Raw genomic sequence first — 12,748 nt, 5'->3', positions numbered from 1 at the left:
ACAACCGACAATCGGGCGTGAAGGCCCGGCCCCGCGCGTCGCGCAAGGGCCGAGAGGTCAGCCCTTGAACCGTTGTTGAAAGTCGCGGATACGGGCGGCATTGACGCCCTGATCGCTGCGACCGACCCGGGACACGCCCCGCATGTTCACACGGCTGCCCGCATCCAGAGGCGACACGACAACCACCACGTCATCTGCGAAGTAAAAGACAGAGGTGCGTGCGGTCGCCTCGAAACGGTGGCGATCCGCGTCTGCGGCCACGATCTCCCAGCCCATCTCCTGCGCAACCTCCAAGGCACGCTCATAGGCGGCATCTGCGGACAGGTCTGTGTCAAGCGGCGCGATATCGGGATAGGCGGCGGCCTGTGCCTCGGCCAGTTCCGGCCCGCCGTATTCCAGCGGATTTCTGGCGCCTGCGCGGGTTTCATCCAGCACTTCAAAGGCCGGCGGGGTGACCGTATCGGTGGAAATATCGTGGATCGGTGCCGCGCGCGGCTGCGGGTTGAGCGTCCCCGCGATCAAAGGCACCAGACAGGCCACACCAATCAGCGCGGCAACACCGCCAGCCACGGCCCCAACGGTTTCCTTGCGCAGAAGGTGGATGACCAGCGCAAGCACACCCAGACCAGCAAGGAACCAGCCCAGCGGGTTGAGATAGGTCCGGTAAAGCCCGAACCCCGTGATCGGCTCCCACAGGCCCAAACGCGCGCCAGACAGCATCAGTGCCACGAAGGCAGCGCCGATCAACGCAACGACAAGTGCGATTTTTCCAAGATGTTTCATCAGTTTCATAGGCCTTTCACTACCCGAATTCGTTTTGCCGCCTGCCTGGAACGCTCCGCGCAGGCGCCTGTCAGTTGCCGACTTGCCCTGTCGCGGCGGAACCCGCCCCAGTGGCGATTTTCAATGTTGCCCAGGCCTGCGCCGCGTCATTGACGGCAGAGGCCGCCGAAATCCGTGCAGAGGCGGTGTTTCGATCCGTCTCAAGCAGATCCAGAAGCGTGATGGCACCGCTGCGATAGTTCTGCTGTGCCAATGCCAGAGCATGTCCGTAATCGTCTGCCGCCTTTTTCAACAGGCCGGCCCGTTGCCGGGAACGGGACAGGTTGGATTGGGCGACCTGAACATCCTCGACCGCAGACACCACAGCGCCCCGCCATGCAAGCTCTGCCTGTCTCGCGACAGAGATCTGCGCATCGCGGCTTGCCCGCAATTGCCCTTGCTTGAACACGGGCAGCGACAGTTGCGGGCCAAAGGTCCAGCTGTCCACGCCATCGGCGCGCGCCACCGTGCCCGTCAGCGACAGGGACGGGTAAAGCGCTGCCTCTGCCACGCCAACAGCGGCCACGGCGGCGGCAAGATCGGCTTCGGCGCTGCGCACATCCGGACGGTTGCGCAACAGGTCAGCAGGCACGCCGGTGCGGGCGCTGCCGGGCGTGGACAGCTGCGGCGCGCCCTTTTGCAACTGCGACTGGATCGGGCCTGCGGGCTCGTTCAGCAGGGTTGCGATCGCATAGACATTTGCGTCAAACAGCGCGCCATATTGCGGCAGGCTTGCCCGCGCCGTGGACAGCAGTGCCTGCGCCTCGGCAACCTCGTATTCCGTCGCCGCGCCTGCCTCATACTGGCTGCGGGTAATCCCGACCGTTTCTTCGCGCGTCTTGATCGTTGCGCGGGTCAGGGCCAGCACCTCCTGATAGTAACGCGCATCGGAATAGGCCGACAGCAGCTCGGCCAGCCAGGCCAGACGTACGGTTTCGGCCTCGGCCCGCGCGGCGGTCAGCGACGCTGCCGCAGCCTCGCGTTCGCGCCGGATCCCCCCGAAGAGATCAAGCACCAGCGCCGCCCCCAGTGATCCACTGTCGGTGGTGACCGTCCCGTCAATCACATCGCCACCGGTCGTGCTGCGCTGTGCAGACAGCGAACCATCGGCGGCGGAATTGACACCGGTCTGGCGCAGATTTGCCTGCGCCTGCCGGATCGCCTCGGTCGCGGCCATCACGTCAAGGTTCTGCGCCAGTCCGCGCGACACAAGCCCGGTCAGCACCGCATCCTTGTAGTCCAGCCACCATTTCTGCGTGGCAACCGCGCCGACAGACTCGGCGCTGCCCTCGACAAATCGGGTCTGCAGGGCGACTTCGGGGCGTTGATACTCCGTGCCGACCGCACAGCCGGCCACAAGCAGGCCCAGCAAGAGGAATTGGGGTTTCACAGGAAGGCTTCCTTCCGGATGCGGAATATTTCCGTGGTTCTGATGACAGCGACATAGAAGACCGGCACCATCACGATCCCGATGACCGCTGAAAAGATGATCCCGCCCAGCATGCCGGTGCCGATGGATTTCTGGGCATTGGCCCCCGCCCCCGAGGCCAGCACCAGCGGCAGGATGCCAAAGCCGAAGGCCAGCGAGGTCATGAGGATCGGGCGAAGCCGCTGCCGCGCCGCCGTGGTCGTGGCCTCCATCAGGCTTTGGCCCTTGACGCGCAGCGCTTCTGCGAATTCGACGATCAGGATGGCGTTTCTTGCCGCCAGACCGATTGTCGTCAGCAGGCCCACCTTGAAATAGACGTCATTCGCCTGCCCGAAATACCAGGTTGTCACCAGCGCGCCCAGAATGCCCACCGGAACCGACAGCATGACCGCGAAAGGCACCGCCCAGCTTTCATACAATGCGGCAAGGCAAAGAAAGACCACCAGCGCCGAGATCGCGTAAAGGATGGCCTCCTGATCGCCGGACAGGCGCTCCTGATAGCTGAGCCCGGTCCAGGCCGCGGCGTAAGAGCCGTCGAGTTCGGCGGTAAGCTCTTCCATCAGGTCCATCGCGTCGCCCGAACTGATGCCGCTTGCCGCCTCGCCCGAGATTTCCAGCGCGCGGGTGCCGCCGTAACGGGCCAGCTTCGGCGTGATCATCTCCCATTCCTGGCTCATGAAGGCCGAGAGCGGCACCATCTCTGCCGAGGAATTGCGCACATACCAGTGATCGATATCCGAAGGCTGCATGCGCCAGTCAGCACCACTCTGAACGATCACCTCGCGCAGGTCGTTGCCAAGCGGGAAGTCGTTCACGTACGAGCCCGAAAAGACCGTGGACAACATGGTGTTCACATCCGACAGCGACACGCCCAGCGCCTCGGCCCGCTGCTGATCGATCCGCAGTTTAAGCGCGGGTTCGGTCGCCGCATCATTGCCGCGCAGGTTTGTCACCCGCCCGTCCTGATTGCCCAGCGCCACCAGTTGATCGGCCGCATAGCTCAGCGCGTCCTGCCCTGCGCCGGACTGACCGACCAGATACATGGCAAAGCCCGACGTGGTGCCCAGACCCTGAATGGCGGGCGGTTGCAGCACGAAGATGCTGCCAAGCCGCGACTGGAAGAACCGGCCATTCGCGCGCCCCAACAGGTCGGCGGCATCGTCATCCGGGCGCTCTTCGTAATCTTTCAGCCGGATGAACAGCACGCCGTATTGCTGCCCGGACCCGCTAAAGCTGAACCCGACATTGGCGAACACCCCATCCACGACATCGGCTTCTTCGGTCAGCAGATAGTCTTCGATCTGCTCGATCGTGTATTGCGTCTGCTGAACGGTAGAGCCTTGCGGCAGCTCGACCATTGCCATCAGAACGCCCTGATCCTCTGTCGGAAGGAAAGAGCTTGGCAGGCGATCATAGACCCAGTAGGCGCCGAAACCCACCAGCCCCAGCACAACGATCATGCGGAACGGCCGCAATGCGAGCCGCCCGACAGTGGCGCCATAGCCGCCCGTCAGCCGGTCAAGCCCGGCGTTGAACCAGCGCAGCGGCGCCACCGGGGCCTTGCCGTGACCGGGTTTAAGAAGCTGCGCGCACATGGCAGGCGTCAGGATCAGCGCCACGAACAGCGACAGCACCATGGCCGAGATGATCGTGACCGAGAACTGCTTGTAGATCACCCCGGTCGATCCGGACAGGAAGGCCATCGGCAGGAACACCGCCGACAGAACCATCACGATCCCGATCAGCGCGGTCGAAATCTCGCCCATGCTCTTTTCGGTGGCGGCCTTTGCATCCAGACCCACTTCTTCCATGACGCGCTCGACATTCTCGACCACGACGATGGCGTCATCGACCAGCAGGCCAATGGCCAGCACCAGCGCGAACATCGTCAGCGTGTTGATCGACATGCCAAAGGCCGAAAGCACGCCAAACGTGCCCAGCAGCACGACCGGCACGGCGATCGTCGGAATAAGCGTCGCGCGCCAGCTTTGCAGGAACAGGAAGATAACAAGGAAAACCAGCACGATGGCCTCGATCAGCGTCTCGTAAACCTGATCGATGGATTCCTCGACGAACGGCGAGGTGTCATAGGGGTATTCAATGCTCACCCCCTCGGGCAAGGCCCCTGACAGCCCGTCCATCACCGCGCGCACCCGCTCTGCGGTGTCGACGGCATTGGCTCCGGTGGACAGGTTGACGGCAAAGCCGGCAGCCGGGTGGCCATTGTAGCGGCTGACGCTGCCGTAATCTTCTTCGGCCAACTCTACCGTCGCCACATCGCCCAGATAGATCGCCGATCCATCAGCGTCGGTTTTCAGCAGGATGGACTGGAAATCCTCTACCGATCCAAGCTGCGACTGTGCCGACAGGGACACCGTGAATTGCTGGCCCTTGGTGACCGGTTGATCGCCCAGACTGCCAACGGTGACATTGGTGTTCTGCTGCGACACGGCCGAGGTCACATCGGCAGCGGTCAGCTGATATTGATACAGACGTTCCGGGTTCAGCCAGATCCGCATCGCGTATTCGGTGCCAAAGAGGTTGATCGACCCAACCCCATCAGTACGCTGTACCGCGTCCTGAATGGTGCTGCTCAGGATATCCCCCAGTTCGAGCGAGGAGTAAGCGTCATTCTCGCTGACAAGGGCCCCGACCATCAGGATCGAGCTGGTCGAGCGGGTGACGGACACCCCCCGGCTGGTGACAGCGTCGGGCAGTTGTGATTCAACCAGCTGCAGCTTGTTCTGCACCTGCACCTGCGCCATGTCGGGGTCGATGCTGTCATCAAAGGTCAGCGAAACACTGGCCGCCCCTTCGCTGGAGGACGAGGTCATGTAGGTCAGGCCATCCAGCCCGGTCAGCCCGTCCTCGATGACGGCAGTGACCGAGTTTTCGACCGTTTCAGCCGAGGCGCCAGAGTAGGACGCGGTGATCCGCACCGTTGTCGGGGCGATGTCGGGATATTGCGAGATCGGCAGGCTGGTCATGCTGTAGGCACCCAGCAGCATGGTCGCGATGGCAAGCACCCAGGCGAAAACCGGGCGGTGAATGAAGAAGGCGGCCATGGATCAGTCCTCCGTGGCGGGGGTTTCGGCATCGCGCACGACGCCGTCTTCATCAATGGTCGCCGCGACGGGCGTCACGGCCTGACCGGCCCGCAATGACGACAGCCCGTCCACGATCAGCTGGTCGCCATCGCTTAACCCTTCGCGCACGATCCACGCGTTGTCATAGGTGCCGTCATCTTCCAGCGTGATCTGCCGGGCGGTGCCGTCCTCGCCCACGACATACGCCGTCAGCTTGCCGGAATTTTCCCGCGTGGCGGCCAGTTGCGGCACCAGATAGGCCTGGATGGAGCCGATAACGACCTCGCCCCGCACGAACATGCCCGGAATGACCACATGCTGGGGATTGTCGAACTTGAACCGGATGGTCACCGTCCCCGTCGAGGAGGAAACCGAATTGCCGGCCGTGACCAGCTGGCCCGTGCCGCGGAACACCTCTTCGTTTTCAAGCGTCAGCGTCGCCTCAAGCGCATCGTTCTGCTTGAGCACCCCTTCGGCAATGCCCTTGCGCACAGAAAGAATGCGCGCGCTGGCTTCCATCATGTCCACATAGATCGGATCGGCCTGCACGATGGTGGTCAGCGCATCCGCCTGCCCCGCGGTCACAAGATCGCCCACAGACACTGTCGCCACATCGGCGCGCCCGGCAATCGGGCTTTTCAACGTGGTCCAGGACAGTTCGGTCTGTGCGTAATCCAGCGCGGCCTGCGCCGATTCCAGCGTCGCCTGCGCCTCTGCCAGACTTGCGCGCGCCGCCTCGACCTCGGCCTCGGTATAGCCGCGCCCTGCCAGCTGCACGGCACGGTCATAGGCCGCCTGCATCACCGGCAGCTTGGCCTGCGCCGTTGCAAGGTTGGCCCGTGCCGTGGCCTCTGCCGCGACATAAGAGGAATCGTCAATACGGAACAGCGGGTCACCGACCTTCAGCAGCTGATCGGGCGTATACAGGATCTCTTGCACGACGCCGCCCACACGGGGGCGCACCTCGACCTCCTGAAACGCGACAGCATGCCCCGGCGAGGTCACGACCCGCGGAACCTCCTGCAATGTCATCTCGACAACGCCCACCTCAAGCGGGCCCATCTCCATGCCACCCGGCATCACGGGCTGGGCATTCACCATCGCGGCGGACCCCGTCAAGGCGAGCACCGCGCCCATCATCTTCCAAACGCTGATCTTCATCTGATTTTCGATCCTTGACTATCCGGCGGTTTTAGTGCCTCCTACGCAAATGTTGCACACTATGCAAGAAAACAGCTAATGACAGTTTCGTTACGAGAAAGACGCAGGCGTCAGACCGCGCGGGAAATCCAGATAGCGACGCTGGAACTGGCACTTCAGCAAGGGCTTGAAAACGTCACCACCGAAGAGATCGCGGCCTCTGCCGGCGTCAGCACCCGGACGTTTTTCAACTATTACGCCAATAAGGAAGCCGCCGCCGTCGGCACGCCGCCACCCTTCCAGGAGGAAGACAAGCAGGCCCTGCGCGACGGAGCAGGCGCGCCGGCCGATGACATCAAGCGGTTCCTTGACCAGTATATGAAGGCGCTGGCAGAGGATGAACCCATCCTCAGGATGATGGGCCCCGTCATGCGTTCAAACGAAAAGGCACGCGGTATTCTCGAAGGGTTTCTGGTTCTGGAACGCGACGAGCTTACCGAATGCCTCGGCAACCGCGTCAGCGATCGTCAGACAGCCGCCGCGCTCGCCGCGGGCGTCACCGGCGCGATCGGACGGGCTATCCAACTGTGGAACCGCGACCCGGACCTGTCGCTTGACGCCGCTCTGGATACCGTCTGGAAAGGCCTGATCGCGGCATCGCAACTGCTGGCCACGCCGCAAGACCCGTGAACGCCGCGCAGGAGCAACAGCCGGCGCACATGTCCCCGCGCGACACGGCCAGCCCTGCAACACGCGTCAATTCGTCAGGAAATCCTTCACGATCTGATTGAACAGCTCAGGCTTTTCCAGATGCGCGGCATGGGCGCAATCGGGGATCACGGCAAGGCTCGCCCCGGGGATTGTCCGCCACAGCTTTTCCGTCTGCGTCCAGGGATAGGTGCGATCCCGGTCTCCCCAAAGAACCAGCGTCCGCGTCGACAGAACGGGAAGTCGCGTCACCCCCGTCCACCCGCTCATCGCATCCAGCCCCGCCAGAATTGCCTGAATGCTGCTGCGCTCCGCAATGGCGGCACATGCCTCATAGGCATCGGCCTTGTCCTGCATCCTGAACCATGTGGCGGCGATACGCCGGGCCGTCGCGTTGGGCCCATCGGTCAGCGCCCGTTGTCTGGACGTCTCGATTGTCTCGAACCTGCCCGGCAGCACGCCCTGTGCGCCGGTTCCATACAGCACCAGTCGCGCCACGCTGCCCGGTGACTGCGACACCATCTCTTGTGCGACCATCCCGCCCATCGAATGCCCGATAAGATGAAACTGCGCGACCCCCCGCGCCTCAAGCTCTGCCAGCACCCAGGCCGCATATCCCGCAATCGTGTCAAACCCGTCCAGATGCGCGTTTTCGCCAAAGCCCGGCAGGTCGACGCTGTGGATTTCGCCGCCTCCCAGCGCGCCCAGCTGGCGGTGCCATTGCTTGCTTCCCCCCATGAACCCGTGGACCAGCACGACAGGGGTCATTTGCGCCCGCCCTGCACGATACGGTCAAGGATCATGGCGCAGAACAGGATAGAGAAACCGGCAAGAATACCCTGCCCCACATTGGCATATTGCAGCGCTTCCAGCACGTCTTCGCCAAGCCCCTTCGCGCCGATCAGGGATGCCACGACCACCATCGCCAGCGACAGCATGATCGTCTGGTTGATCCCCGCCCGGATCGACGGGCTGGCAAGCGGCAAATCCACCCTGGTCAGCAGGTACCACTTGTTCGCCCCGAAGCTGATCGCCGCCTCGCGAACCGATTCCGGCACGCCGCGCAGCCCAAGCACCGTCAACCGCACCACAGGTGTGCCGCCAAAGATCATCGTGGTGACAACGGCGGCGGGCTTGCCCGTGCCGAAAAAGGCGATGACCGGGATCATGAAAACAAAGGCCGGCATGGTTTGCATGAAATCCATGATCGGCTGGATGAACGAATAAAACCGCGGCCGGCGCGCGGCAAACATGCCCAGGGGAATGCCGATAAGGATCGAGAGACACGCGGCCGTGCCCAGCAATGCAAGCGTGGTCATGGCTTTTTCCCAAAAGCCGAGCAGCCCCATATAGGCCAGAAACGCGCCGGAATAGATCGCCATGCGCACCCCGGCCGTCAGCCATGTCAGCAGGATGATAAGGGCCGCCACCACGATCCACGGCGTGCTGACAAAGACCAGCTCCAGCGCGTCAAGCACGAGGCGGATGAAATAGGTGATCGCATCGAACAGCGCCTCGCCATTCAGCACCGCCCAGTTGAAAAACGCCTCGACCCGGTCGATGCTGGTCAGCCGGATACCGGGATCGGTGGGAAAGTCGCTCAGCAGGCTGAAACGGCCCGGAAAGCTGTAATGCATCATCGCCGCAGCGACGATCAACACCATGAAAACGGTGCTGAACACGATCTGCGACACCGGCATGCCGGACCGGATGGACCTGTCGGACAGCCAGTCGGAAAAGCGGGCCTCCAGCGCCCAGTTGGCCACCAGCGATTGCGCAAGCTTCACCACGGCAAGGATGGCAAGCCCCGTCACCGCAATCGTGGGGCCCTCGGCGGCCAATGCGGCGGCCTCGTCGCGGATGCCGCCGATGTTGGCCTCCAGCGACTCCACGGTGCGCCGGTAGACATCCACCTTGTCCGACCCGGACTCGATGGCCGAGGCCAGCTGCTGTTTGCGCAGTGCCAACGTGCCCTCGATAGAGGCGATCCGCGCCATGGCATCCGCGGCCAGATCCCCGAACAGCCCGCGCGCGATCTGCACGAAACCAAGCGCTTCGAGGATCAGAAACGGCAAGGCCCAGCTCCACAATCCGCGCGCGCCAAACCAGATCGGCCCGAACAGCCCGGCCATGGCGTTGAACGTCGCGGTGAACCGGGCCGACGCGCCGATCCTGTCGAACATGCGGATGTAGTAGCCGGGGGAGGTGCGCACGAAGGCCCGGATATTCTCGCGCCGCTCCTCGGCATAGGCGACAGCCGCGTCAGAGGACGTGTCTTCCAGCGGATTGACGCCAAGCTCTGCGGTTGCGTCCGTCATGATACTTCGGTCCCTTCAATCACGGTGCGCAACAGATCCGCGCGGGTGATGATGCCAATATCTGCACCGTCCGACTGCACGATGATCGGGTTGTCGTCGTCGATGGCCATCGTGATCAGGGTGCTCAGCGTCTCGTCCGGCCCGACCCTCGCGGCATCGGCGGGCAAGGGGCCATGCGCGGCAATGAGCGTCTCGACCGGCTGCATCACGGCATGGGCATGCACGACCTTCAGCCGCGAAATACCGGCGACGAAATCGGCCACATAATCATCCGCCGGCTCCATCACGATATCTTCGGCCGTGCCGATCTGCACCATCTTGCCATCGCGCATGATGGCGATGCGGTCACCGATCCGGACGGCTTCGTCCAGATCGTGGGTGATGAAAATGGTGGTTTTCTTCAGGATCTTGCTCAGCCGGATGAATTCATCCTGCAACTGGCGGCGGATCAGCGGATCAAGCGCAGAGAACGGCTCGTCCATCAGCAACACATCCGGGTTGGCGGCCAGCGCCCGCGCAAGACCCACCCGTTGCTGCATGCCACCCGACAGCTCATGCGCAAACTTGGCCCCCCAGGCGCCCAGCTCCACAATATCCAGAATGGCCGCGGCCTGCCGCATCCGTTCGTTCTTGGGCACCTGCCGGATTTCAAGCGGCATGGCGACATTATCCAGCACAGACCGGTGCGGCATCAGCGCGAAATTCTGGAACACCATGCCGATCTTCCGGTTCCGAAAGCGTTGCAGCTCTCGCGGAGCAAGGGCCATCACATCCGTGCCTTCAATCTCGATCCGGCCATCGGTCGGCTCCAGCAGCCGGTTGAAATGCCGGACCAGCGTGGACTTGCCACTGCCCGACAGACCCATGATGCAGAAAATCTCGCCGCGCTTCACCGACAGGCTGACATCGGCGACACCCACGACCGCGTTGTACTCGGACAGGATCTGCGCCTTCGTCAACCCGCGGTCGCGCACCGCGCGCAACGCCTCCTCTGCCCGGTCGCCGAAAATTTTCCAGACGTTGGATATCTCGACAACAGTGTCAGAGGCCATGGCGCGTCTCGATCATACAAGGGGTAAGGACTGGCGGCACCGGGACAATCCCCCGATGCCGCGCGCTCAGGCGGGCCTCAAAGACCCAGCATCGCATCCACGCGATCGGAATTCGCCTCGATCCAGGCCTTCGCGGCATCCGCAGGCTCCACCCCATTGGCAGAGATTTCATAGGCAAGCCCGCTGACATCATCCGCCGTCACCGCGAAATTCGCAAAGAATTCCGCAATCGCGGGGGACCGTTCCGCCAGCGAATTGGACCATGCGATCTGCACCTCTTTCAGCGCGTCCTTGGTGGCGACAGAGGATTTTGCGTACCAGTCGGCATCGTCGGAAGGCTGGATCATGGTGTATTTCGCGGGGTCATATGTCGGCTCGCTCAGCATTTCCACGTCGAACATGAACCAGACCGCATGCGGCTTGTAGCAATAAAACGCATACCCCTCGCCCTTGGCGATGCTATCCTTGATACGCGCGGTCTTGACGCTTTCCTCCGCGCGGATGGGTTCGATGAAATCCAGCAAGCCGTAATCGCGGGTCTTGACCTCGTTGACATTGGCAGAGGCCCAGCCGGGCGCGCCGATCCACATCTCGCCCTTGCCGTTGCCATCGCTGTCCATCAGCGCGGCCACATCAGGACGGCCCAGATCGGCAATGTCGGTGATGGAGTTCGCCTTGGCAAAATCCTGCGACACGCAGAAACCCTGATTGCCCTCGTACGGGTTGGAGGACAGCGTGACAGTGCCCGCCTCATCCACGTATTTCTTGGTGAAGCTCTCCTGATTTGGCAGCCAGACATCCGGATGCACATCAATGTCGCCCTTGCCCTGATCCATCGCCTGGAAAATTGTGGCATTGTTGCCGGGCACATATTCCACGGTGCCGCCAATGCGGGATGTGACGATCTCTCCCAGCAAGTGACCGATCGCCTGCGCGCCGGTCCAGGATGGCAGGCCGATCTTGACCTCCTCGGCGGCGAAGGCCGGCATTGCAAAGGCGCTGATCGCAGCCGCGAGGCCTACTGTCTTCAGGTTGATTTTCATGGTGGTTCCCTCTGTTGGACTGCGCCGGTTCCGGCGTCGTTTTATGCGAACAGGGCCTTCGGCTCCCGCCCCCATCGGTTGGATCGCAACGCAGGCAGCACGGCCGTGCAGGCCCGCGTTGTCGTCTGTGGATCAGTCTAGAGGCAGAACCGAATGTCGGCCAAATTCGAACAATTCATCAAACTATTCCTATCTTGCATAGTTTGGCGTAGCCTCCCCCTCACGCCCCCATCCAAGGAGATACAAAGGTGGACCTGAACTGGCTGCGCGACTTCGAATGCCTGGCCCGCACGCTCAATTTCACCCGCGCGGCGGAAGAGCGTAACATCACGCAGTCCGCTTTCAGCCGTAGAATCAAGGCGTTGGAAAGCTGGGTCGGGTTGCCTCTGGTCAACCGCGCCACCTATCCCATCCAGATCACCGATGCCGGTCGGCAGTTTCTGCCCGTGGCGCTGGGGGCCATTTCTCAGCTGGCCGAGACGCGCCAGTCGATCCGCGACGCCAATGGCGCGGGCGATGGTTTCGTGCGGATTTCGGTGCTTCACACGATATCGGCGAACTATTTGGCGAACCGCATAGAAAACATGCAGCAGGAAATTTCGAGCCTGCGCACCAGGGTGATCTCCGATTCTCTCAGCTCCTGCTGCGAATTGCTGGTCGAAGGCGCGGTCGACATCATGCTGTGCTATTATCACCATGCGGTCTCGCCGCGCATCGATGATGCCGGGTTCTCGCGCAAGAACCTGCTGACCGATCACCTGATCCCCGTGGCCGCCGCCGACCGGGTGCGCAGCCATGCGTGGCATCTTTCAGCCACTGACGGCCCGCCCATCCCCTATCTGGCCTATGAACAATCGTCGTTTCTTGGCATGGTGGTCGACAGCACGGTCGGCCAGACGCCCATGAATGTCGAAACCATCTATGTCGACAGTCTGGTCGAGACCATCAAACGCAGGTTGCTTCAGGGGGGTGGTTTCGCCTGGATGCCTGAAACCGCGATTGCCACCGAACTCGCGCAAGGCGCGCTTGTCCCCATTGGCGACGAGGCATGGCGCGCGCAGCTGACGATTGCCGCGCTGGCGAACCCTGCAAATTTCGCCCCGCAGGCGCGCGCGCTCTGGGACAGGCTGTAACGCGCGGCCCTGCGTCG

Annotated in this window: 10 protein-coding genes; 2 read left to right on the top strand and 8 right to left on the bottom strand. The window is 62.6% G+C overall.

Going from position 1 to position 12,748, the window contains the following annotated elements; translation table 11 throughout:
• Positions 1-57: 57 nt before the first annotated feature.
• The 4 genes from EDD52_RS12520 to EDD52_RS12505 all read right to left on the bottom strand — a co-directional run bounded on the left by EDD52_RS12520 (position 58) and on the right by EDD52_RS12505 (position 6,498).
• Positions 58-792, bottom strand: a complete 735-nt coding sequence (locus EDD52_RS12520; RefSeq protein WP_132245439.1) for a DUF1499 domain-containing protein — start codon at positions 790-792, stop codon at positions 58-60.
• Positions 793-853: 61 nt separating this feature from the next.
• Positions 854-2,212 (bottom strand): efflux transporter outer membrane subunit, encoded by a 1,359-nt coding sequence (locus EDD52_RS12515; RefSeq protein WP_132245437.1) that lies wholly within the window; start codon positions 2,210-2,212, stop codon positions 854-856.
• Entirely contained in the window at positions 2,209-5,316 is a 3,108-nt protein-coding gene (locus EDD52_RS12510) for an efflux RND transporter permease subunit (protein ID WP_132245435.1), read from the bottom strand. Before EDD52_RS12510 ends, EDD52_RS12515 begins: the two co-directional genes overlap by 4 nt.
• A 3-nt stretch (positions 5,317-5,319) precedes the next feature.
• A complete protein-coding gene (locus EDD52_RS12505; RefSeq protein WP_132245433.1) occupies positions 5,320-6,498 on the bottom strand; it encodes an efflux RND transporter periplasmic adaptor subunit in 1,179 nt (392 codons plus the stop codon).
• Between the two features lie 78 nt (positions 6,499-6,576).
• Here EDD52_RS12505 and EDD52_RS12500 point away from each other — a divergent pair, with 78 nt between their 5' ends.
• The gene (locus EDD52_RS12500) at positions 6,577-7,167 is read left to right on the top strand and encodes a TetR/AcrR family transcriptional regulator (RefSeq protein WP_132245431.1); all 591 of its coding nucleotides are present in this window, start codon (positions 6,577-6,579) and stop codon (positions 7,165-7,167) included.
• A 66-nt stretch (positions 7,168-7,233) separates the two neighbouring features.
• On the opposite strand, the gene EDD52_RS12495 is transcribed toward EDD52_RS12500, so the two are convergent.
• From EDD52_RS12495 to EDD52_RS12480, 4 genes are all read right to left on the bottom strand, one after another.
• The gene (locus EDD52_RS12495) at positions 7,234-7,953 is read right to left on the bottom strand and encodes an alpha/beta fold hydrolase (protein ID WP_132245429.1); all 720 of its coding nucleotides are present in this window, start codon (positions 7,951-7,953) and stop codon (positions 7,234-7,236) included.
• Entirely contained in the window at positions 7,950-9,503 is a 1,554-nt protein-coding gene (locus EDD52_RS12490; RefSeq protein WP_132245428.1) for an ABC transporter permease subunit, read from the bottom strand. Before EDD52_RS12490 ends, EDD52_RS12495 begins: the two co-directional genes overlap by 4 nt.
• Positions 9,500-10,555, bottom strand: a complete 1,056-nt coding sequence (locus EDD52_RS12485) for a quaternary amine ABC transporter ATP-binding protein (RefSeq protein WP_132245426.1) — start codon at positions 10,553-10,555, stop codon at positions 9,500-9,502. Before EDD52_RS12485 ends, EDD52_RS12490 begins: the two co-directional genes overlap by 4 nt.
• A 77-nt stretch (positions 10,556-10,632) precedes the next feature.
• A complete protein-coding gene (locus EDD52_RS12480) occupies positions 10,633-11,598 on the bottom strand; it encodes an ABC transporter substrate-binding protein (protein ID WP_132245424.1) in 966 nt (321 codons plus the stop codon).
• A gap of 248 nt (positions 11,599-11,846) precedes the next feature.
• Here EDD52_RS12480 and EDD52_RS12475 point away from each other — a divergent pair, with 248 nt between their 5' ends.
• The gene (locus tag EDD52_RS12475) at positions 11,847-12,731 is read left to right on the top strand and encodes a LysR family transcriptional regulator (protein WP_132245422.1); all 885 of its coding nucleotides are present in this window, start codon (positions 11,847-11,849) and stop codon (positions 12,729-12,731) included.
• Positions 12,732-12,748 lie beyond the last annotated feature (17 nt).

This window comes from Primorskyibacter sedentarius (assembly GCF_004342065.1).
Taxonomy (GTDB): Bacteria; Pseudomonadota; Alphaproteobacteria; order Rhodobacterales; family Rhodobacteraceae; genus Primorskyibacter; species Primorskyibacter sedentarius.
The sequence above is the reverse complement of the archived record's forward strand: the minus strand, read 5'-3'. Positions and strand labels throughout refer to the sequence as shown.

What these genes read in the sequence shown, in the direction of transcription:
- EDD52_RS12490 (WP_132245428.1), bottom strand. Translation starts at nt 9,503, where the DNA reads ATGACGGACGCAACCGCAGAGCTTGGCGTCAATCCGCTGGAAGACACG.
- EDD52_RS12485 (WP_132245426.1), bottom strand. Translation starts at nt 10,555, where the DNA reads ATGGCCTCTGACACTGTTGTCGAGATATCCAACGTCTGGAAAATTTTC.
- EDD52_RS12500 (WP_132245431.1), top strand. Translation starts at nt 6,577, where the DNA reads ATGACAGTTTCGTTACGAGAAAGACGCAGGCGTCAGACCGCGCGGGAA.
- EDD52_RS12480 (WP_132245424.1), bottom strand. Translation starts at nt 11,598, where the DNA reads ATGAAAATCAACCTGAAGACAGTAGGCCTCGCGGCTGCGATCAGCGCC.
- EDD52_RS12510 (WP_132245435.1), bottom strand. Translation starts at nt 5,316, where the DNA reads ATGGCCGCCTTCTTCATTCACCGCCCGGTTTTCGCCTGGGTGCTTGCC.
- EDD52_RS12505 (WP_132245433.1), bottom strand. Translation starts at nt 6,498, where the DNA reads ATGAAGATCAGCGTTTGGAAGATGATGGGCGCGGTGCTCGCCTTGACG.
- EDD52_RS12495 (WP_132245429.1), bottom strand. Translation starts at nt 7,953, where the DNA reads ATGACCCCTGTCGTGCTGGTCCACGGGTTCATGGGGGGAAGCAAGCAA.
- EDD52_RS12520 (WP_132245439.1), bottom strand. Translation starts at nt 792, where the DNA reads ATGAAACTGATGAAACATCTTGGAAAAATCGCACTTGTCGTTGCGTTG.